Source organism: Rhodovulum sp. BSW8, assembly GCF_003314725.1.
In the GTDB taxonomy this organism is placed as follows: domain Bacteria; phylum Pseudomonadota; class Alphaproteobacteria; order Rhodobacterales; family Rhodobacteraceae; genus Rhodovulum; species Rhodovulum visakhapatnamense.
In genome coordinates, this window is record NZ_QNVX01000038.1 from 21256 (window position 1) to 42388 (window position 21133).

The 21133-nt window shown below is 69.0% G+C and carries 14 protein-coding genes, 2 tRNA genes and 1 pseudogene; 10 read left to right on the forward strand and 7 right to left on the reverse strand.

Annotated features, from left to right (window positions below):
- Nucleotides 1–173 precede the first annotated feature (173 nt).
- From DSD19_RS15555 to DSD19_RS15565, 3 genes are all read left to right on the forward strand, one after another.
- The gene (locus tag DSD19_RS15555) at nt 174–1325 is read left to right on the forward strand and encodes an efflux RND transporter periplasmic adaptor subunit (RefSeq protein ID WP_113670260.1); all 1152 of its coding nucleotides are present in this window, start codon (nt 174–176) and stop codon (nt 1323–1325) included.
- 12 nt (nt 1326–1337) lie between these two features.
- A complete protein-coding gene (locus DSD19_RS15560) occupies nt 1338–4442 on the forward strand; it encodes an efflux RND transporter permease subunit (RefSeq protein ID WP_113670261.1) in 3105 nt (1034 codons plus the stop codon).
- A 365-nt stretch (nt 4443–4807) separates the two neighbouring features.
- The gene (locus DSD19_RS15565) at nt 4808–5497 is read left to right on the forward strand and encodes an NnrU family protein (protein ID WP_113670262.1); all 690 of its coding nucleotides are present in this window, start codon (nt 4808–4810) and stop codon (nt 5495–5497) included.
- A 14-nt stretch (nt 5498–5511) separates the two neighbouring features.
- Here the strand turns inward: DSD19_RS15565 and DSD19_RS15570 are convergent, their stop codons facing one another.
- The 7 genes from DSD19_RS15570 to DSD19_RS15600 form a co-directional block, all read right to left on the reverse strand.
- Entirely contained in the window at nt 5512–7029 is a 1518-nt protein-coding gene (locus DSD19_RS15570; RefSeq protein WP_113670263.1) for a tripartite tricarboxylate transporter permease, read from the reverse strand.
- A 10-nt stretch (nt 7030–7039) separates the two neighbouring features.
- The gene (locus tag DSD19_RS15575; RefSeq protein WP_113670264.1) at nt 7040–7477 is read right to left on the reverse strand and encodes a tripartite tricarboxylate transporter TctB family protein; all 438 of its coding nucleotides are present in this window, start codon (nt 7475–7477) and stop codon (nt 7040–7042) included.
- A 115-nt stretch (nt 7478–7592) separates the two neighbouring features.
- Entirely contained in the window at nt 7593–8558 is a 966-nt protein-coding gene (locus DSD19_RS15580; RefSeq protein WP_075785268.1) for a tripartite tricarboxylate transporter substrate binding protein, read from the reverse strand.
- A 141-nt stretch (nt 8559–8699) separates the two neighbouring features.
- Nucleotides 8700–8774: transfer RNA gene (locus DSD19_RS15585), tRNA-Gly, on the reverse strand.
- Between the two features lie 169 nt (nt 8775–8943).
- Nucleotides 8944–9018: transfer RNA gene (locus tag DSD19_RS15590), tRNA-Gly, on the reverse strand.
- Nucleotides 9019–9201: 183 nt separating this feature from the next.
- Entirely contained in the window at nt 9202–12645 is a 3444-nt protein-coding gene (locus DSD19_RS15595) for a pyruvate carboxylase (protein WP_113670293.1), read from the reverse strand.
- A 201-nt stretch (nt 12646–12846) separates the two neighbouring features.
- Nucleotides 12847–13173 carry a hypothetical protein gene (locus DSD19_RS15600; protein ID WP_075785269.1) on the reverse strand — a complete coding sequence of 109 codons (327 nt, stop codon included), beginning with the start codon at nt 13171–13173 and terminating at the stop codon, nt 12847–12849.
- Between the two features lie 139 nt (nt 13174–13312).
- On the opposite strand from DSD19_RS15600, the gene DSD19_RS15605 reads away from it, so the two are divergent.
- The 7 genes and pseudogenes from DSD19_RS15605 to DSD19_RS15630 all read left to right on the forward strand — a co-directional run.
- On the forward strand, nt 13313–15754 hold the full coding sequence (locus DSD19_RS15605; RefSeq protein ID WP_113670265.1) for an ATP-dependent helicase: 2442 nt from the start codon (nt 13313–13315) through the stop codon (nt 15752–15754).
- Nucleotides 15755–15877: 123 nt separating this feature from the next.
- Complete coding sequence (locus tag DSD19_RS21870) at nt 15878–16114, forward strand: hypothetical protein (RefSeq protein WP_165828151.1); 237 nt, start codon at nt 15878–15880, stop codon at nt 16112–16114.
- Nucleotides 16111–16965, forward strand: a complete 855-nt coding sequence (locus DSD19_RS21875; RefSeq protein WP_165828152.1) for a Hint domain-containing protein — start codon at nt 16111–16113, stop codon at nt 16963–16965. The genes DSD19_RS21870 and DSD19_RS21875 overlap by 4 nt, the downstream gene beginning before the upstream one ends.
- A 442-nt stretch (nt 16966–17407) precedes the next feature.
- Complete coding sequence (locus tag DSD19_RS15615) at nt 17408–18490, forward strand: Mrp/NBP35 family ATP-binding protein (protein WP_113670266.1); 1083 nt, start codon at nt 17408–17410, stop codon at nt 18488–18490.
- A gap of 667 nt (nt 18491–19157) precedes the next feature.
- Nucleotides 19158–19682, forward strand: a complete 525-nt coding sequence (mraZ, locus tag DSD19_RS15620; protein ID WP_113670267.1) for a division/cell wall cluster transcriptional repressor MraZ — start codon at nt 19158–19160, stop codon at nt 19680–19682.
- Between the two features lie 4 nt (nt 19683–19686).
- Nucleotides 19687–20682 (forward strand): 16S rRNA (cytosine(1402)-N(4))-methyltransferase RsmH, encoded by a 996-nt coding sequence (rsmH, locus tag DSD19_RS15625; RefSeq protein WP_113670295.1) that lies wholly within the window; start codon nt 19687–19689, stop codon nt 20680–20682.
- Nucleotides 20683–20964 (forward strand): annotated as a pseudogene (locus tag DSD19_RS15630) (cell division protein FtsL); the annotation flags it as partial.
- Nucleotides 20965–21133 lie beyond the last annotated feature (169 nt).

Here is a 21133-nt window from a genome sequence, read left to right on the forward strand (position 1 = left end):
ATCCGGTCGCACGGCTGTCGCGCGACGGTTGCGCGACGGTTGCGGGGCAGATGACGTGCTGCGGCGAAAGCGGACCCGGCAAGGCGTTGTCGCGTCTGTTAATCGCGCAATAGCTCCCTATCTTGCGCAGGAGCGATTAGGATCGTCTCGGGACCGCTTCCACGGGAAGGTGCATGGTACGGCAAATCGGGTTCTCCGTCCTGCTCCTGGCAGGGACGCTCGCGCTCTGGATCGCCTTCGTGCCCGGGGCGCGGCCGGTGCTTGACCGTCTGGGCGTGTCCGCGCTGATCGGGCTCGATCCGGCCGCGCCTGCCGGGACCGCGGGGTCGGGTGCCCGGCCGGGCGGCCCCGCCGCTGTCACCGTGTCCGAGGTCGGCGAGGGCCGCATCCAGGACCGGGTGGCCGCCATCGGCGACGGCCGGGCACTGCGCGCGGTGACGGTGCGGTCCAAGGTCGCGGGCGAGGTGGTCGAGATCGGCATTCGCGACGGCGAACGGGTGGCGGCGGGCGCTCTGATCGTGCGGCTCGACGACGAGGCCGAGCGGATCGCACTCGACCGCGCACAGTTGGTGCTGGAGGATGCCCGGGACGAGGCCGACCGGGTGACCCGGCTGGAAACCACCGGCGCTGTGACCGAGGTGCGGCGGCGCGAGGCCGATCTGGCGCTTCGCACCGCCGAGCTGGAACTGCGCCAGGCCGAATTCGATCTGTCCGAACGCACCGTGCGCGCGCCCTTCGCGGGCTGGGCGGGGGTTCTCGACATCGCGGTGGGCGACCGGGTGTCCAGCCAGGACGCGCTGGCGACCATCGCCGACCGCAGCCGCATCCTGATCGACTTTCACGTCCCCGAACGGGTGGTGGGCCAGATCAGGGAGGGGCTGCCGCTGACCGCGCGGCCGCTGGGCATGCCCGACCTGACCCTGAAGGGCCGGGTTCATGCCATCGACAATGCCGTCGACGCGGCCAGCCGCACGCTGCGGGTGCAGGGCGAACTCGACAATACCGACGATCTTCTGCGCGGGGGCATGTCCTTCGAGGTGACGCTGAGTTTCGAAGGCGAACCGCTTCCCGTGGTCGATCCGCTGTCGGTGCAATGGTCCAGCGCGGGCGCCTATGTCTGGGCGGTGCGCGACGGGCGCGCGGCGCGGGTGCCGGTGGCGATCCGCCAGCGCAACGCCGACAGCGTGCTGGTCGAGGCCGATCTGACGGTCGGCGAGCCGGTGGTGGTCGAGGGGTTGCAGACGCTGCGCGAGGGCGCCGAACTGCGCATCGTCGGGCCGCAGGCGGGGCTTGGCCTGCCGCGCCCGCCGGGCGATGCGGGCTAGGGAGGCGACGCCATGCTGCAAGAGGCGATGCGCGAGGCGGAATCCGGCGGCACGTCGCTGTTCGTCCGCCGCCCGATCCTGGCGCTGGTGGTCAGCGCGCTGATCGTCCTGGCGGGGCTGGCCGCGCTCTTCGGGGTCGAGATCCGCGAGCTGCCCAATGTCGACCGCCCGGTCGTCACCGTCACCACCGAGTTCACCGGCGCCGCCCCCGAGACCATCGACCAGGAAATCACCAGCCGGATCGAGGGGGCGGTCGGCCGGGTGTCGGGCATCCGCTCGATCGAATCGAATTCGCGCTTCGGGCGCAGCCGGGCGACGCTGGAATTCGCCGAAAACGTCGATATCGACGTCGCCGCGAGCGACACCCGCGATGCCGTCGCCCGGATCCAGCGCGACCTGCCCGACGAGGCCGACGATCCGCGCGTGGTCAAGGCCGATGCCGATGCCCAGCCGGTGCTGCGGGTCGCGGTGACCTCGTCCCGGCGCTCGGCCGAGGCGCTGACCGAGATCGTCGAGGACCGGATCGAGGACCGGATCGTGTCGCTGCCGGGCGTGGCCGATGTGCAGGTCTATGGCGACCGGGCGCCGATCTTCCGGGTCGATGTCGATCAGGCCCGGCTGGCGAGCCGCGGGCTGACGCTGGCCGATCTGGCCGAGGCGCTGTCCGATGCGGGCTTCAATGCCGCCGCGGGCGATCTGGAGGGCGGGCGGCAGAGCCTCAGCGTGCGCACCACCGCCATGGTCGTGTCGGCCGAGGCCTTCGAGGATCTGCGGATCGCCCCCAACGTCTTCCTGCGCGACGTCGCGCGGGTCGATCTCGGCCCCGAGCCCAATACCTCGGTGCTGCGCGCCAATGGCCGGACCGGGATCGGCATGGGCGTGATCCGGCAGGCGGGCAGCAACACGCTCGACATCTCGCGCGAGGTGCGCCGCACGGTGGCCGAGCTGGACCGCAGCCTGCCCGACGACATCTCGATCTTCGTCACCTCGGACGACGCGGTCTTCATCAAGGGCGCCATCGCCGAGGTGCTGTACACGCTGGGGCTGGCGGTCGCCATCGTGGTTCTGGTGATCTTCCTGTTCCTGCGCGACATCCGCGCGACGCTGATCCCGGCCTTGACCATGCCGGTTTCGCTGATCGGCACGCTGGCCGCGATCTATCTGGTGGGCTTCTCGGTCAATATCCTGACGCTGCTGGCGCTGGTGCTGGCGACCGGCATGGTGGTCGACGACGCCATTGTGGTGCTGGAAAACATCGTTCGCCGCCGGGCCGAGGGGATGGGGCCGCGCGCCGCCGCCGTGCTGGGGACCAAGCAGGTCTTTTTCGCGGTCGTCACCACCACGGCGACGCTGGCCGCGGTCTTCGTGCCGCTGTCGTTCCTGCCGGGGCAGGCGGGCGGCCTGTTCCGCGAATTCGGCTTCACGCTGGCGATGGCGGTGGCGATTTCCTCGGTGGTGGCGCTGACGCTGTGCCCGGTGCTGGCCAGCCGGATGCTGGCCCGCGCGCCCGGGACCGAGCGGGGCCTTGGCGCGCGGATCGGCGCCGCGCTGGGCGGGCTGTATCGCCGCACCCTCGGCTGGGCGCTGGCCATGCCCGTCGTGGTCGTGCTGGGCGCGGGGCTGTTCGCGGCGACCGCCGTCCTTGTGGCGGGGGGCGTGCGGCAGGAGCTGACGCCCAAGGAGGACCGGTCGGTCGCGCTTTTGCGCATCCAGGCGCCGCAGGGCGTGTCGCTGGACTATACCCAGTCCAAGATTGCCGAGATCGAAGACGCCATCGCGCCGCTGCGCGACAATGGCGAGATCGTCAACATCTTTTCCATCGCGGGCTCGGGCGGGTCGGACAGCCGCGGGTTCATGGTCTTCACGCTTGCCCCCTGGGAGGCGCGCGCGCGCAGCCAGGACGAGATCGTGACCGATATCAACGCCCGGCTGCGCGGCGTGATCGGGGTGCGCGCCTTTGCGATCCAGCCCAATTCGCTGGGCATTCGCGGCGCTGGCAGCGGCATCAGCGTGGCGCTGACCGGAGAAAGCTACGACCGGCTGGCCGAGACCGCCCAGGCGCTGGTCGAGCGGATGCAGGATGATGGCGCCTTCGGCGAGGTCCGGCTCGATTTCGAGCGCACCCAGCCCGAGCTGTTCGTCGAGGTCGACCGCACCCGCGCGGCCGATCTGGGCATCGACATCTCGGGGCTGGGCGAGGCGCTTCGGGCCTTTCTGAACGGGCGCAGCGTCGTTTCGGTCTTCGTCGGCGACCAGAATTACGACGTGCAGCTTGTGTCCTCGGCCGAGCCGGTCGATGACCCGGGCGATCTGGAGAACATCTTCGTCAAAAGCGCGGGCGGGCGGATGGTGCCGATGTCGACCTTCGTGCGGCTTGAGGAACGGCCCGTCGCGCCCGATCTCGACCGGCTGGATCAAAGCCGCGCGGTGTCGATCTCGGCCGATCTGGGGCCGGGCCAGTCGCTGGGCGGTGCCTTCGAGCGGATCGTCCAGCTGTCGGACGGGCTTTTGTCCGATGACAACCGCATCCTGCCCAAGGGCGCGGCGGCCACCATGGACGAGACCAATTCCGGGCTGTTGCTGATCTTCGGCTTTGCCATCGCGGTGGTGTTCCTGGTGCTGGCCGCGCAGTTCGAAAGCTTCATCTCGGCCATCGTGGTGATGGCGACGGTGCCGCTGGGGCTGGCCTGCGCCATCTTCGCGCTGCTCGTGACCGGGCAAAGCCTCAATGTCTACAGCCAGATCGGGCTGGTGATGCTGGTCGGCATCATGGCCAAGAACGGCATCCTGATCGTCGAGTTTGCCAACCAGCTGCGCGACGGCGGCGCGACGGTGCGCGACGCGATCTATGACGCGGCGACGATCCGGCTGCGGCCGGTGATGATGACCATGGTCTCGACCGTGCTGGGCGGCGTGCCGCTGATCCTGTCCTCGGGGGCGGGGGCCGAGGCGCGCGAGGCGCTGGGCTGGGTCATCGTCGGCGGGCTGGGGCTGGCCACGCTCTCGACGCTGTATCTGACGCCGGTCGCCTATCTGCTGCTGGCGCGGTTCTCGCCGCCCCGGGCCGAGGAAAAGCAGCGTCTGGCGCGCGAGCTGGAAGAGGCGCTGGCGGGCTGAGCGGGGGCGCGGGGCGATATGTTCTGGGAGGTCGGGGAAATACGGCCCGGGCGGGGACGTGCGCCCGGGCCGCGACGGCGGGGGGAGGCCATTCAAGAGGCCGGCGAGGGGGCCGGCCCGAGGTGCATCCGTGAACGTGACCCTGTCCGCTATCGTCCCGGTTCAACGCCTTGGCGCGCCATCGGTTCCCGGCCCCGTGCAAAATTCGGGTGGGGCGGGGCGCGGGGGTTTCCTTCCGTGGCGGCGGCTGAGATGCTGGGCGTCGCCCGAAATACCGCGAAAGGGACCGGAATGATCGGCCGACCCCGTGCAAGATCCGCCTGTGCCCGCCCACCGGGGCGGGTGGGCGTTGTCGGGGGGCTCTGATGGGCGGCTGGGCGGAATTCGCGACGGCCTTCGCGCTGTTTCTTCTGTCCCATGCGGTGCCCGCGCGGCCCGGGGTCAAGGCGCGGCTGACCGGGGCACTCGGGCAAAAGGGCTATCTGGCGGCCTATGTCGCGGTCTCGCTGGCGCTTCTGGCCTGGCTGATCGTGGCGGCGGGGCGCGCGCCTTTCGTCGCGCTCTGGCCGCCCGCGCCCTGGCAGCCCTGGCTGCCCAATCTGGTCATGCCGGTCGTCTGCCTGCTGATCGCGGGCGCGCTGGGCGCGCCGAACCCGCTGAGCTTTGGCGGCGCGGGCGATGCGCGGTTCGATCCGGCGCGGCCGGGCATCGTCGGGGTGACCCGGCATCCGCTGCCCGTGGCGCTGGCGCTCTGGGCGCTGGCCCATGCCGTGGCCAACCCCGATCTGGCGCATCTGCTGCTGTTCGGCGGCTTCGCGGGATTTGCGCTGGCCGGAACGGTCGTCATCGACCGGCGGAACCGGCGCCGGATGGGCCGCGACTGGGACCGCCTTGCCGCGCGCACCGCGACCCTGCCGCTGGCGGCGCTCGTTTCGGGGCGCTGGCGCCCGTCGGGGCCGCCGCCGCTCTGGCGGCCGGGACTGGGCCTTCTGCTGTGGGCGGGGCTTCTGGCGGCCCATCGCCCGGTGATCGGGGTCTCGCCGCTGCCCTTCTAGCCAAAGCGCCTCCGTCAGTCCTCGACGGCGTCGGCCGCGGCGCGCGCGCTGCGCCGGCCGGCCCAGGCGGGCAGGATCACGACGAGAGCCGCCAGGCCGTACAGCGCGATGCTTTTCCAGTCCTCGATCAGGATCCCCCAGTCGCCCGCCGAGATCGACAGCGCCCGGCGCAGGTTGTTTTCGAAGAGGCTGCCCAGCACGAAGCCCAGGATCACCGGGGCCAGGCTGAAATCGAGCTTGCGCAGCACCCAGCCGAAGATCCCCAGCAGGATGATGAGGTACAGGTCGAACGGGTTGCCGACGATGGAATAGACGCCCACGAAGGCCAGCATCGCGATCAGCGGCGTCAGGTAATGCTGTGGCAGGGTCAGCATCCGCGCGAACAGCCCGACCAGCGGCAGGTTGATGATCAGAAGCGCCACATTGCCCAGATACATCGAGGCGATCAGGCCCCAGGCGATCTCGGGGCGCTGGGTGAACATCAGCGGTCCGGGCTGGACGTTGAACATCAGAAGCGCCCCCAGCAGGATCGCCGTGGTGCCCGAGCCGGGGATGCCCAGCGTCAGCATCGGCACCAGCGCGCCGCCCGCCGCGGCGTTGTTGGCCGCCTCGGGCGCGGCCAGCCCGCGCATGTCGCCGGTGCCGAAGCTTGCGCCCGACTTGCCCGCGAGCCGCTTTTCGGTGCCATAGGCCACGGCCGAGGCGACCGAGGCGCCGGTGCCGGGCAGAATGCCGATGAAGAAGCCGATCACCGAGCAGCGCAGGATCGTCCAGCGGGTGCGCAGCAGATCGGCGCGGCGCAGGAAGGACCGGTCGACCGGCAGCGTCTTCAGCCGCCCCGAGACCTGCTGTTCGACCAGGTGCAGAAGCTCGGCCATGCCGAAGAGCCCGATCACCACCACCAGAAAGTCGATGCCCGCCAGAAGGTCGGGGATGCCGAAGGTGTAGCGCGGCACGCCGGTATTGGCGTCGATCCCCATGGTGGCCAGCATCAGCCCGATCACCGCGCCAAGAAGGGTCTTGATCCCGTTCCGGCCGACCAGCGAGGCCAGCGAGGCGAAGGCGAAGACCATCAGTGCGACATAATCGGCGGGCGAGAAGGTGACCGCGAACTTCGCCAGCAGCGGCCCGAACAGCGACAGCCCGATCACCGCCAGCGTGCCGCCGACGAAGGAGGCGACGGCCGACAGCGACAGCGCCCGTCCCGCCTCGCCCTTCAGCGCCATCGGGTGGCCGTCGAGCGTGGTCATCACCGCGCCCGCATCGCCCGGCACATTCAGCAGGATCGACGAGATCCGCCCGCCATATTCGGCGCCGTAATAGATGCCCGCCAGCAGGATCAACGCGCTTTCGGGCGGCAGTCCCAGCCCGTAGGCGATGGGCAGCAGGATCGCCACGCCGTTGATCGGCCCGATCCCGGGCAGCGCGCCGATCAGGGTACCGGAAAAGCAGCCGATCAGCACCAGGAAGATGTTCAGCGGGGTCAGCGCGACGGCAAAGCCGGTGGCAAGGCCGCTCAGGACGGTTTCCATCGAGGGTCTCCTATAGCCTGGGCAGGGGGCCTTCGGGCAGGTTGAGGTCCAGAAGCCCGGCGCAGAGAAGATAGCCCAGCACCCCGGTTGCAAGCCCGAAGACACCCGCCCGAACGAGCGTCGCGCCCAGAAGTCGGGCGGCGATCGTGCCGAAGAGGAGCGTTGCCAGCACAAAGCCGAGCGGCTCGTAGAGGCCGGCATAGCCGACCAGAAGCGCCACGATCGCGGCCAGCCTCAGCCAGGTGCCGCCCCGGGTGTCGAACCGGTCGACATCGGGTTTCCAGAGAATGCCCGCGAGGCAGAGCGCGGCCAGGACCGACAGGATCCGGGGCCAGCTTTCGGGGCCGAGCGGGTCGTATTGAAAGGGCGCCCGGATGACGGTGAAGGCAAGCCAGCCATAGCCCAGCGTGACGGCCAGCAGAAGCCCGGCAAAGATGCGGTCGACCATTCGGGGTTCTCCAGGAACGGGCAGGGATAGGGGCAGGGGTCGGGTCCGGCGCTGGCCGCACCCGGCGCGCGGGTCCGGATACGGAGCGCCGGACCCGGAGGTGGGGCTTTCGGGATTACTGGATCAGGCCTGCGTCGCGGGCGATGTCGCGCAGCTCGCCGATCAGCTGCTTGACCTGGGCATCCATCTCGGAACCCGACAGCTCGAGCGGCATCAGCCCCTTGCTTTCGCGGGCCTGCCGGTAGGCCTCGGTCTTGTAGGCCGCGGCGAAGGCGTCGGCCCAGGCCTGATAATCGGCGTCGGGCACGTTCTTGCCCATGTAGAAGCCGCGCATGATGGTCCATTCGGTGTCATAGCCCAGCTCTTTCGCGGTCGGATAGGCGTCGAAGGGCGGCTCCAGCCGCTCGGGCGCCAGCACCGCGAGGATGCGCATGCTGCCATCGCCGATATGCGCCGCCATCTCGCCCACATCGCCGGTATAGACCTGGATCGCGCCGCCCAGCAGCCCGGCAATGGCGTCGCCGCCGCCGTCATAGGCGACATAGCGCATCTGGCGCGGATCGGCGCCGACCGATTTCAGCAACAGCGCGCCCTTCATCCAGTCCTGCGACCCGACCGAGCCGCCTGCGCCGACCACGACGCTGCCGGGATCGGCCTTGAATGCGTCCATCAGCGCGCCGAGGTCGGCATAGGGGCTGTCGGCCCGCACGATCACCGCCCCGTAATCGGCGCCCGCGGTGGCCAGAAAGCGCACGTCGTTCTCGGTGAAGGTACCGAACTTGCCGGTGGCGATGTTCAGCAGCGAGCCCGAGGAAAACGCCACGATGGCGTTGGAATCGTCGGTGCGGGTGGTGTTGAACTGGTTGAAGGCCACGGCGCCGATGCCGCCTGGCATGAAGGTGACCTCGATGGGCCTGCCGAACGCGCCATCCAGCCCCTGCTGGGCGATCCGGCAGGTCAGATCGAACCCGCCGCCGGGCTGGGCCGGGGCGACGCATTCGGGGGCGTCGATTTCGGCGAGGGCAGGCAGGGCCGCTGCCAGCGAAATGCATGCCGCTGCCGCGGCGCTCTTCAGGCTCATGATAGTCCTCCCATCGAGACGGGCAGGGCCGAAGAGGTTGCCCGCGTCTTGCGATGGGTCATTGTTCGTCGGAGGAAGGGGTTGCGTCAAGCCGCCGCAGGCAGGGCATCGACACGTCTCTGCGCGCTGGCCGAGATCCCCTGGAGCGGGCGATGAGATTCGAACTCACGACCCTTACCTTGGCAAGGTAATGCTCTACCCCTGAGCTACGCCCGCATCCATTGGGTGAGGGGGGATTTATAAACTCCGGCCGGGGCCTGCAAGGGGAAAATCGCGGGAACGGACGGGCGCGTTCCGGCGCGCGGCAGAACGCCCGGGGGAAGCGCGCCAAAAGCCGCGAGAGCACCGGTCCGGTGCCGCGACTGTCGATCCTGTCGAGACAAATTGGAGCGGGCGATGAGATTCGAACTCACGACCCTTACCTTGGCAAGGTAATGCTCTACCCCTGAGCTACGCCCGCATCCATTGGGTGAGGGGGGATTTATAAACTCCGGCCGGAGCCTGCAAGGGGAAAATTCGGCCCGATGCGAAAAACCGCGGGAGATGCCGGGCGCAAGACCCGGTGCCGTCGTCGGGCCGGCCGCCCGAACCGCCCGAACCGCCCGAACCGCCCGGCGGGGGGGGCGGCCCGGGCGGGCAGCGATCACTCGAACTCGATCAGCAGGTCCTTGGCGTCGATCTGCTGGCCCGGGGCGACATGGACAGCCTTGATCTTGCCGTCGCGCTCGGCGTGAAGCCCGGTTTCCATCTTCATCGCCTCTATGGTCAGGAGCAGGTCGCCCTCCTTGACCTCCTGCCCGGCCGCGACCGCGACGGTGGCCACGGCCCCCGGCATCGGCGCGCCGACATGGGCGGGGTTGCCAAGCTCGACCTTCGGGCGGCGGGCCACGCTGGCCTTGGCCTTGCGGTTCGGCACCCGGATCACCCGGGGCTGGCCGTTCAGTTCGAAGAACACCCGCGCCTCGCCATCCTCGGCGGTCTCGCCCACCGCCTGCAGCCGGATTTCCAGCGTCTTGCCGGGGTCGATCTCGGCCTCGATCTCTTCGCCCGGCTCCATCCCGTAGAAGAAGGTGCGGGTCGGCAGGGTGCGGACCGGCCCGTATTGCAGGTGCCGCGTGGCGTAATCGGTGAAGACCTTGGGATACATCAGGTACCCGTTCAGGTCCTCGTTATCGAGGGTCAGGTCTTCGAACTGGCCTTCGACCTCGGCGCGGATCTTGTCGATATCGGCGGGGGGCACATGCTTGCCGGGCCGGTCGGTAAAGGGCTTTTCGCCTTTCAGGATCTTTGCCTGGATCGCCTCGGGGAAGCCGCCCGGAGGCTGGCCCAGATTGCCGCGCATCATGTCGATGACGGAATCCGGGAAGGCCACGTCGCGGTCGGGGTCCTCGACCTCGGCGCGGGTCAGGCCCTGGCTGACCATCATCAGCGCCATGTCGCCCACCACCTTCGAGGAGGGCGTCACCTTCACGATGTCGCCGAACATCTGGTTCACATCGGCATAGGTCTCGGCGACCTCGTGCCAGCGTTCTTCCAGCCCCAGACTGCGCGCCTGGGCCTTGAGGTTGGTGAACTGGCCGCCGGGCATCTCGTGCAGATAGACCTCGGAGGCGGGCGCCGAGAGGCCCGATTCGAAGGCCGCGTATTCCTGGCGCACGGCCTCCCAGTAATCCGAGATCTCGCGCACGGCGGCCATGTCGATGCCGGTGTCGCGGGGCGTGTTGCGCAGCGCCTCGACGATCGAGCCGAGGCAAGGCTGCGAGGTGCCGCCCGAGAAGGCGTCCATGGCGGCATCGACCGCATCGACGCCCGCCTCGGCTGCGGCCAGGATGGTGGCCGCGGCGATGCCCGAGGTGTCATGGGTGTGGAAATGGATCGGCAGGCCGACCTCGTCCTTCAGCGCCTTGACCAGAACCGTGGCCGAGGCGGGTTTCAGCAGACCCGCCATGTCCTTCAGCCCCAGGATATGGGCGCCAGCGGCCTTCAGCTCTTTCCCCATCGCGACGTAATAGTTCAGGTCGTACTTGGCCCGCGCCGGGTCGAGGATGTCGCCGGTATAGCAGATCGTGCCCTCGCAGACCTTGCCGGTTTCCAGCACCGCATCCATCGCGACGCGCATGTTCTCGACCCAGTTCAGGCTGTCGAAGACGCGGAAGACGTCGACGCCGGTTTCGGCGGCCTGCCTGACGAAGCCCTGCACCACATTGTCGGGATAGATCGTGTAGCCGACGCCGTTCGCGCCCCGCAGCAGCATCTGGGTCATCAGGTTCGGCATCGCCGCGCGCAGGTCGCGCAGCCGCTGCCAGGGACATTCCTGCAGGAAGCGGTAGGCCACGTCGAAGGTCGCGCCGCCCCAGCATTCGACGCTGAAGAGCTGCGGCAGGTTATGGGCATAGGCGGGCGCCACGCGGATCATGTCGATCGAGCGCATTCGCGTTGCCAGCAGCGACTGGTGCCCGTCGCGCATCGTGGTGTCGGTCACCAGCAGCTGTTTCTGCGAGGCCATCCAGTCGGCCAGCGCCTCGGGGCCGAACTGGTCGAGGATCTGGCGCGTGCCCGGGGCATAGCTTTCGCGCCGGGGGACCGGCGGGCGCAGGGCGCGGGCCTCGGCGGGCGGCTTGGCGCGGCCCGTCGTCTCGGGATGCCCGTTGACGGTGATGTCGGCGATATAGGTCAGGATGCGCGTCGCCCGGTCGCGCCGCTTCTCGAAGCTGAACAGCTCGGGCGTCTCGTCGATGAAGCGGGTCGAGTATTCGTTGTTCAGGAAAGTTGGGTGCTTCAGCAGGTTCTCGACGAAGGCGATGTTGGTCGAGACGCCCCGGATCCGGAATTCGCGCAGCGCCCGGTCCATCCGGGCGATGGCGGCCTCGGGGGTCGGCGCCCAGGCGGTGACCTTCTCCAGCAGCGAATCGTAATAGCGGGTGATGACCGCGCCGGAATAGGCGGTGCCGCCATCCAGCCGGATCCCCATGCCGGTCGCGCCGCGATAGGCGGTGATGCGGCCGTAATCGGGGATGAAGTTGTTCAGCGGGTCCTCGGTCGTGATCCGGCATTGCAGGGCATGGCCGCTGAGATCGACGTCATACTGGCTGGCGACGCCGGTCGCCTCGACCAGGCTCTTGCCTTCGGCGATCAGGATCTGGGCGCGGACGATGTCGATGCCGGTCACCTCTTCGGTGACGGTATGTTCGACCTGAACGCGGGGATTGACCTCGATGAAGTAGAAATTGCCCGTCTCCATGTCCATCAGGAACTCGACGGTGCCGGCGCATTCGTAATTCACCGCCTCGGCAATCTTCTTGCCGAGATTGCAGATGGTTTCGCGCTGGGCATGGGACAGGTAGGGGGCGGGGGCGCGCTCGACGACCTTCTGGTTGCGGCGCTGGACCGAACAGTCGCGTTCCCACAGGTGATAGATGGTGCCGTGCTGGTCGCCGAGGATCTGCACCTCGACATGGCGGGCGCGGGTGATCATCTTTTCCAGATAGCCCTCGCCATTGCCGAAGGCGGCCTCGGCCTCGCGGCGGCCCTCGCGCACCTTCTCGGCCAGCTCCTCGGGGCCCCTGATCGGGCGCATGCCGCGCCCGCCGCCGCCCCAGGAGGCTTTCAGCATCAGCGGATAGCCGATCTCGTCGGCCTGGCGGCGGATCTCGTCCATGTCATCGCCCAGGACCTCGGTCGCGGGGATCACCGGCACGCCTGCCTTGATCGCCACCTTGCGGGCGCTGGCCTTGTCGCCGAGCGCGCGCATGGTCTCGGCCTTCGGGCCGATGAAGGCGATGCCCTCGGCGGCGCAAGCCTCGACGAAAGCAGGGTTTTCCGACAGAAGCCCATAGCCCGGATGGATCGCGTCGGCGCCTGACATCTTGGCGACGCGGATGATTTCCTCGATCGACAGATAGGCCTGGACCGGGCCCAGCCCCTCGCCGATCTTGTAGGCTTCGTCGGCCTTGAACCGGTGCAGCCCCAGCTTGTCTTCCTCGGCGTAGACGGCGACGGTGCGCTTGCCCAGTTCGTTGGCGGCGCGCATCACGCGAATGGCAATCTCGCCCCGGTTGGCGACGAGGATCTTCTGGAAATCGGTCAAGGGCGGGGCCTCCATCGGGTCGGTTCGGGCTGCGACTGCGGCGCGCAGCCGATTGTTAACGGTATAAAGCTGCGTTGCAGCGAAGCAAAGGGCCAGCGGGGGCGGGGCCGAGACCGGGCATGCCTGTCTCGCGACGGGTGCCGGTCGGCACCGGTGGCCGCAAGGCACCCGCCGGTGCCGCTGTTTCGCGGCGCGGCCCGGTCAGGACGACGAGATCGGGGTGACGGTGACGACACGCCCCTCGCGCGTGGTCTGACAGCGCCAGGTGCCGTCGCGCCCGGCCATTTTCATGTCGATCCAGAACCCGGCCGCGGTGGGGCCGGTGCCGATCTGGAAGATCCCCGCCTCGGGCTGATGGAATCGCGCCGCCATTTCGGCGGTGCAGGCGGGCGCCGAGGCCGCGGGCGCATGGGGCAGCATCTCGGGGGTGATGACCTTGGGAACGCCGGTTTGCGGCCGCTCGGGCGTGCCGCAGGCGGCCAGCGTCGCCAGCCCCAGACCTGCCAGAAGGATGCGATATCGACTCATTCGCGCTTTCACCCCCGTTTGTTCCGACTATTCGCCTTATGCGCGAAATTGCAACTGCGATGGCAAAAAACGCTTCGGAACAGGAACGGACGGGGAACGCTTCTTTAACTCGTCGCCGGGGCGCGCTAGATTGGGCGCCATGTGTCCCATCGACGATTTCGACGCCTTCGAGGCCGCCGCCCAGGTCCCCCTGTCCGTCCGTGCCATGGCCGCGCGGCCGGCGCCCTATCTGGACGGGCTGAACCCCGCCCAGCGCCAGGCGGTCGAGACGCTGGACGGCCCCGTGCTGATGCTGGCGGGGGCGGGCACCGGCAAGACCCGGGCGCTGACCGCGCGGATCGCGCATCTGCTGGTCACCGGCAAGGCCCGGCCGAACGAGATCCTGGCGGTGACCTTCACCAACAAGGCCGCGCGCGAGATGAAGGTGCGCGTCGGGCGGCTGATGGGCGAGACGGTCGAGGGCGTGCCCTGGCTTGGCACCTTCCACGCGATCTGCGTCAAGCTGCTGCGCCGCCATGCCGAGCTGGTGGGGCTCAAGTCGAACTTCACCATCCTCGATACCGACGACCAGATCCGGCTGCTGAAGCAACTGATCGCGGCGGCCAACATGGATGAAAAGCGCTGGCCCGCGCGCCAGCTGGCCGGTCTTCTCGATCACTGGAAGAACCGCGCCTGGACGCCTGAGGCGGTGCCCGCGTCGGAGGCCTCGGGTTTCGACGGCCGGGGCGTGAAGCTGTACGCCGCCTATCAAGAGCGGCTGAAGACCCTGAACGCGGCCGATTTCGGCGATCTGCTGCTGCATGTGGTGACGATCTTTCAGGCCCATCCCGACCTGCTGGACCAGTACCGGCGCTGGTTCCGCTATATCCTGGTCGACGAGTATCAGGATACCAACGTGGCCCAGTATCTGTGGCTGCGGCTGCTGGCGGGCGGGCACAAGAACATCTGCTGCGTCGGCGACGACGATCAGTCGATCTATGGCTGGCGCGGCGCCGAGGTCGGCAACATCCTGCGGTTCGAAAAGGATTTTCCCGGCGCTGTGGTGATCCGGCTGGAACAGAACTACCGGTCCACCCCGCATATCCTCGCCGCCGCCTCGGGGCTGATCGCGGCCAACAAGGGGCGGCTGGGCAAGACGCTCTGGACCGAGGCGGAAGAGGGTGAGAAGGTTCGCCTGATCGGCCATTGGGATGGCGAGGAAGAGGCCCGCTCGATCGGCGAAGAGGCCGAGGCGCTGCAGGGCGGCAGCCGCGGGATGCGGCCCTTCTCGCTGGATGACATGGCGATTCTGGTGCGCGCAAGCCACCAGATGCGGGCCTTCGAGGACCGCTTTCTGACCATCGGGCTGCCGTACCGCGTGATCGGCGGTCCGCGCTTCTACGAGCGGATGGAGATCCGCGATGCGATGGCCTATTTCCGCCTCGCCGTCAGCCCTGCCGACGATCTGGCTTTCGAGCGGATCGTGAACACCCCCAAGCGCGGGCTTGGCGACAAGGCGCAGCAGAAGATCCAGTCCGTGGCGCGGGCCGAGGGCGTGCCGCTGGTCGAGGCCGCGCGGCGTCTGCTCGAGGCCGGCGGGCTGGGCGGCAAGGGCGGGGCCGAGCTGCGCAAGCTGATCGAGGCCATTGGGCGCTGGCATGGCGAGGTGCGGGCCGCGGGCCCGTCGGTCGTGCTGGATGAGGCCGCGCTGATCGATGACGAGACCGTGCCGCTTGGGCGCGGCGCCGCGTCGAGCCATGTGGAACTGGCCGAGCGCATTCTGGACGAGTCGGGCTATACGGCGATGTGGCAGGCCGACAAGACGCCCGAGGCGCCGGGACGGCTGGAGAACGTAAAGGAACTGGTCAAGGCGCTGGAGGAATTCGACAACCTGCAGGGCTTCCTCGAACATGTCGCGCTGATCATGGACAATGACAGCGAGGCGGCCGGGGCCAAGATTTCGGTGATGACGCTGCATGCCGCCAAGGGGCTGGAATTTCCGGTGGTGTTCCTGCCGGGCTGGGAGGACGGGCTGCTTCCCAGCCAGCGCGCGATGGACGAAACCGGGCTGAAGGGGCTCGAGGAGGAACGGCGGCTGGCCTATGTCGGGCTGACCCGGGCCGAAGAGCTGTGCACGATTTCCTTCGCCGCCAACCGCCGGGTTTTCGGTCGTTGGCAGTCGCAGCTGCCGTCGCGCTTTATCGACGAACTGCCCGCGTCCCATGTCGACGTGCTGACGCCGCCCGGGCTTTGCGGCGGCGGCTATGGCGCGGCGGCGCCGTCCCATGGCGGGGGCTCTGGGATCGAAGAGCGCGCCTCGCGCGCGGATGTCTACAAGTCGCCGGGCTGGCAGCGGCTGCAGGCGCGCAGCGCCGCCCGGCCGGTGTCGCAGCCAAGCCAGGCCCGCCACATGGTGATCGACGCCGAGGCGGTCCCGGCCTTCGAAACCGGCACGCGGGTGTTCCACCAGAAATTCGGCTATGGCGTCGTGACCGGGATCGAGGGCGACAAGCTCGACATCGATTTCGAGAAGGCGGGGAGCAAAAAGGTCGTGGCCCGATTCGTGGTCGCCGCGGCCAGCGCCGACGACATTCCTTTCTAGGCCCATCCTTACAGGTATCGGGCCGGGGCGCGGCAGCGATCCCGCTCACTGCGCCCGAATGGCGAGCAGCGTTAACCCTTCTTTCGAAGGCGCCGGGCAACAGTCGGCCGGAGGAGGGGCGCGATGCGTATCAGCGTTCCGGTCCGGGACACAGAATTCGCGATCTCCAGCGGCGCCAATGTCGCCAGCAATGCCGGTGGCGCGGGCACGTCGACGTTCGACGGCCCGCCGGGCGCGGCCTGTGGCCTGGTCGTGACCGCGCGGCCGGGCGACCCCGATCCCGGGCCGTTCGAGCCGGGCGACCGCCAGGATCTCGTCTGGCGGGGCCAGGGGGGCAGGAGCTGTGCGACGCGGCGGTGATCCGGTCGGATGAGGCGGCCGACGGGGCCGGGCATGCGGTGGTCTTCGAGGGCATCGACCGCACCGGTGCGCCGGTTCAGGTGGTCTGGACCCCCGGCGTCGATCTGGCTGCCTGGTACCGCACCCATGCTCGGGGCGGGCATGCGCCTGCGTTTTTCGTCCATGACGCCCGGCCGGGCGGCGATCCGGGGCTGTCCGGGCTTTGTTTCCCCGGCGAGACGGCGATCGCGACCCCGCGCGTGCCGGTGCGGGCCGCGAGCCTGGTGCCGGGCATGACCGCCCAGACGGTGGATCATGGGCCGCAGATGCTGGTCTGGGTCGGGCAGCGTGCGATGCCGGGCAGCGGCCGCTCGACCCCGGTCGAGATCCCGCCCGGCGCCTTCGGCAATACGCGTCGGCTATGGCCGGCCCGGCAGGCGCGGGGGCTTTATCGCGCGCCCCGGGCGCAGTCCCTGGTCGGGGTGCGCGAGGTGCTGGTGCCCGCGTGGGTGCTGGCGGTGCTGGGCGTAGCCGGCGCCGCGCTGCGCGGGGCTCCGGCTACGATCCGCACTGTCCATCTGCTGTTTGCACGGCATGAACTGGTGCGCGCCGGGGACGTGGCCTGCGGCAGTCTTTTCCTCGGCGATCTCTTCCGCCACCGCTCAGCCCGGCCGGTGCCGCCGGACCCGCTCGCGCGCGAGGTTCCGGGGCTTTTCCCCGATCTCGACCTCGACGCGGGCGAGGCCGTGCAACCGCCGCCGGTCCGCCCGGTGCTGCGCAGTTGCGAGGCGCGCCCTGTTCGAGCACGGCCCGGGGGTCGGCGCCGCCGCCTGACGCGGCCGCTGACCGGCTTCCGATCACAGGACTGCTGAAAAGAGAAACGGCGACGCCAGGGAGGAGGGGCGCCGCCGTTCCGCACAACGGCAGTGTCAGGGAGGAGGAGACAAACTGCCGTATTCCGATGGAGCCGGGGCCCCGAATGAAAAGTGCGGCGACACCTGGGAGGAGGTAGGTGTCGCCGCGAGATGAGGAAACCCAGGGAGGAGGAGGGGTTTCCTATCTCTGGGCGGGGGACCTTCGGCTGTGCCGACCAGTCCCAACCGCGCCGTTGGTCCTATAAATACGCTTTTGCTGCACCTGCACAATGGCTGGCGGCCGAATTGCTGCCATGCGGAAAATGCATAAGTCGTTCTGACGTTGTTTTGGGCGAGTTCGGGGCCGTTGGTGCAGGATCGGGCAACGGTGAAACGACTCTTGCCCTTTTGGGGTATCCGGCCAAGTAAATGGGAAGCCTCGCGTGAAACGGAGTCTCAGATGCCTCTTTCCAATGATGTCATCCTTGCCGAATTGTCCCGAATCGCTTTGCCCGGCGGGGGCGATCTGGTCTCGCGCGACCTGATCCGCGCGCTGTCGGTCGAAGGTGATACGGTGCGCTTCGTCATCGAGGCCGACTCGGCCGAGATGGCGCGCGGGATGGAGCCCGTGCGGGCCGCCGCCCAGGCCGCGATCGAGGCCATTCCCGGCGTTGGCCGGGCCTCGGTCGTGCTGACCGCCCATGACAGGGGGCAGGGCGGTGCGCCCGCGGCCCCTGCGCCCGGGCCGCGGATCGGCCGCCACCCGACGCCCGATGACGGCCCGCGCAACCCCTCGGGCGTCGACCGCATCCTGGCGGTAGCCTCGGGCAAGGGCGGGGTCGGCAAGTCGACGGTGGCCAGCAACCTGGCGGTCGCGCTGGCGCGGCAGGGGCGGCGCGTCGGTCTGCTGGATGCCGACATTTACGGCCCCTCGCTGCCGCGGATGATGGGCACGACCCGCCGGCCGGCCTCGCCCGACGGCAAGATCATCGAGCCGGTCCGGGCACATGGTGTGGCGATGATGTCGATCGGGCTGCTGCTGAAAGAGGACGAAGCGGTCGTCTGGCGCGGCCCGATGCTGATGGGCGCGCTTCAGCAATTGTTGGGCCAGGTCGACTGGGGGCGGCTCGACGTGCTGGTGGTCGACCTGCCGCCGGGCACGGGCGACATCCAGCTGACACTGTGCCAGCGGACCCGTCTGACCGGCGCGCTGGTGGTCTCGACCCCGCAGGACGTGGCGCTTCTGGACGCGCGCAAGGCGCTGGACATGTTTGCCAAGCTCGGCACGCCGGTTCTGGGGCTGATCGAGAACATGTCCACCTATATCTGCCCCAATTGCGGGCATGAGGCGCATATCTTCGGCCATGGCGGCGTCGAGGCCGAGGCCCGCAAGCTGGGCCTGCCCTTCCTTGGCGCGCTGCCGCTGGCGCTGGAGGTGCGGCAGGCGGGCGATGCCGGGCATCCGGTCGCGCTGGACGACGGCCCGATGGCCGACGCCTATGCGCGGATCGCCGCCCGTCTGATCGGCGGCGGCATGGCCTGATATCGCGGCCCGCGCGGGACCGGACGCCTCCTGGCCGGGATCGGGCCGGGTCTTACGGGAATTCATGGCCCCGCACGGAACCAGCCTCTCGCCCGCGTGATTCGGTGCGATTTTCCGGGAAGTTTCGCGGGGTGGGGCCGGGAATGGCCCGGTCAGCCGGGTGGGGCGCATTTTTCGCAACCATGGCGCGAAGAAATTTTTCAAACTTCGCGCAAACGTCGCAGAATGGCCGTTAACCACGACATCTAGAGGATTGGGGCCCGGCACTCGCAATTGGCGGTGTTCCGGCTGCTCCGAGCGCTTTTCGGGCAAGGCGTATTTCCGCCTTTGGAGGGGGCCGGGTCCACCATATTCCCGCCAAAGTCAGTTGATCTCCATGAAATCCCATGGCATAACGATCACACAAAGGCGATGGCGGTCGGACGGATCAAGGGGCGGATACAGCCTCCCAACGACAAGAAAGCAGTTTCATACAGGCACCCGCCATTGCCTCCATACGAGATCCGGCGCGCGGGCGAGCAGACATCCCCCAGGTGGCACGCGCAGCCGGGCACCCCGGAACGGGACGAGGGCGGCGGATTGGGCGGTGGCAGCAGCCCAATCCGCCGTTTTCGTTGAAACGGCCGTGCGGCGGTCGCGGACGGCGAGGCAAGGGAGCGTCGGACAGGTGGCGCGCAGGTTCAGAGGCGAAAGCCAGCACAAGGTGGATGCGAAGGGCAGGGTGTCGATCCCGGCCCTGTTCCGCCGTGTGCTTGAGGCCTGCGACCCGGACTGGACCGAGGGGCTGCGCCCGCAACTGGTCATCGTCTATGGCGATCACCGCCGCAAATATCTGGAATGCTACACCATCGAGGCGATCAACGAGGTCGACGACAAGATCGCGGCGCTGCCGCGCGGGTCGATGCAGCGGCGGATGCTGGAACGGATGTTCCATGGCCAGTCGCACCCGACCGAGGTCGACAATGACGGCCGTCTGACCCTGCCGCAGAAGCTGCGCGACAAGATCGGGCTGGAAGGCGAGGCCTTCTTCATCGCCTCGGGCGACACCTTCCAGATCTGGAAGCCCGAGACCTACGAGTCCGAGGAACTGGCCAAGACCGAGGCCTGGCTGGACGACCTGCCCGAGGATGTCGATCCGCTGAGCTTCCTCGACGGTGCCGGGGCGGTGGCCGGTCCGGCCGGGGATGGCTGAGGCCATGGCCGCCGCGGACCGTTCCGTTCCCGCCGATCCGCCGCATATCCCGGTCCTGCTGCGCCCCCTGCTCGAGGCGGTGTCGCCGGTCACGGGGCTCTGGCTGGACGGCACCTTCGGCGCGGGCGGCTACAGCCGCGGGCTGCTGGATGCGGGCGCGGACCGGGTGATCGGGGTCGACCGCGACCCCAGTGTCGCCGATCTGGCCGCGCCCTGGGCCGGGGCCTGGGGAGACCGGCTGCGTCTGGTCGAGGGCGTCTTTTCGGACCTTGACCGTCATGCCGAGGCGCCGCTTGACGGGGTGGTGCTGGATCTGGGCGTGTCCTCGATGCAGCTCGATCAGGCCGAACGCGGGTTCTCCTTTGCCAAGGACGGACCGCTCGACATGCGGATGGGGGCCGAGGGGATGTCGGCCGCCGATCTGGTCGCCACCGCCTCCGAGGCCGCGCTGGCCGATATTCTGTTTCATTACGGCGAGGAACGCGCCTCGCGCCGGATCGCGCGCGCCATCGTCAAGGCCCGCACGGTCGCACCCATCGTGACCACGGCGCAACTGGCCGAGGTCGTGGCCCGCTGCCTGCCGCCGCAGCGCCCGGGCCAGAGCCACCCCGCGACCCGCAGTTTCCAGGCGATCCGCATCGCGGTGAATGACGAGCTGGGCGAGCTGGTGGCCGGGCTCGAAGCGGCCGAGCGCGCGCTCAACCCCGGCGGCAAGCTGGCGGTCGTCACCTTCCATTCGCTGGAGGACCGGATCGTCAAGCGCTTCCTGCAGGTCCGGTCGGGTCAGGCCGCGGGCGGCAGCCGCTATGCGCCCGAGGCGAAGCCCGAGCCCGCGCGGTTCGATCTGCTCACCCGCCGCGCGGTGGCCCCCGATCCGGCCGAGCTTGACGCCAACCCGCGCGCGCGATCCGCCAAGCTGAGGGTCGGGGTCCGCACCGACGCCCCGGCGGGGCCGGTCGACCGCGGTCTGCTGGGGCTGCCGAAGATCATGGAGGACTAGATGCGCAGCTTCGTCTATGTGCTGACGGCCCTGGCGGTGATGGCGCTGGCCTTCTGGGCCTATCGCGAGAATTACCGCACCCAGGCCGCGCTCGACAATGTCGAGCGGCTGAACCGCGCGATCGGATCGCTGCGCGAGCAGCTGGCGATGCAGAATGCCGAATGGGCCTATCTGAACCGGCCCGAGCGGCTGCGCGAGCTGGCGGCGCTGAACTATGACCGGCTGGCGCTTGGGCCCCTCGCGCCCGAGCAGTTCGGCCAGATCGACCAGGTCTCCTACCCCGAAATGGTGCTGCCCGACATCGTCCTGCCCGACGAGCTGTTCAAGTCGATCCTGGCCGAGGCCGACCAGCCGGCCCAGAGCGCCAGCCCGACCGTGCCGGTCGAGGAGGCGGCCTCTGCTTCGGCCGTGCCCGAGGCGCTTGAGGAGGCGCTTGAGGCCCAGGACGAGG

Excerpts from the sequence above, each read along its gene's own strand:
- DSD19_RS15555 (WP_113670260.1), top strand. The coding sequence starts at position 174 with ATGGTACGGCAAATCGGGTTCTCCGTCCTGCTCCTGGCAGGGACGCTC.
- DSD19_RS15560 (WP_113670261.1), top strand. The coding sequence starts at position 1,338 with ATGCTGCAAGAGGCGATGCGCGAGGCGGAATCCGGCGGCACGTCGCTG.
- DSD19_RS15565 (WP_113670262.1), top strand. The coding sequence starts at position 4,808 with ATGGGCGGCTGGGCGGAATTCGCGACGGCCTTCGCGCTGTTTCTTCTG.
- DSD19_RS15570 (WP_113670263.1), bottom strand. The coding sequence starts at position 7,029 with ATGGAAACCGTCCTGAGCGGCCTTGCCACCGGCTTTGCCGTCGCGCTG.
- DSD19_RS15575 (WP_113670264.1), bottom strand. The coding sequence starts at position 7,477 with ATGGTCGACCGCATCTTTGCCGGGCTTCTGCTGGCCGTCACGCTGGGC.
- DSD19_RS15580 (WP_075785268.1), bottom strand. The coding sequence starts at position 8,558 with ATGAGCCTGAAGAGCGCCGCGGCAGCGGCATGCATTTCGCTGGCAGCG.
- DSD19_RS15600 (WP_075785269.1), bottom strand. The coding sequence starts at position 13,173 with ATGAGTCGATATCGCATCCTTCTGGCAGGTCTGGGGCTGGCGACGCTG.
- DSD19_RS15605 (WP_113670265.1), top strand. The coding sequence starts at position 13,313 with ATGTGTCCCATCGACGATTTCGACGCCTTCGAGGCCGCCGCCCAGGTC.
- DSD19_RS21870 (WP_165828151.1), top strand. The coding sequence starts at position 15,878 with ATGCGTATCAGCGTTCCGGTCCGGGACACAGAATTCGCGATCTCCAGC.
- DSD19_RS15615 (WP_113670266.1), top strand. The coding sequence starts at position 17,408 with ATGCCTCTTTCCAATGATGTCATCCTTGCCGAATTGTCCCGAATCGCT.
- rsmH (WP_113670295.1), top strand. The coding sequence starts at position 19,687 with ATGGCCGCCGCGGACCGTTCCGTTCCCGCCGATCCGCCGCATATCCCG.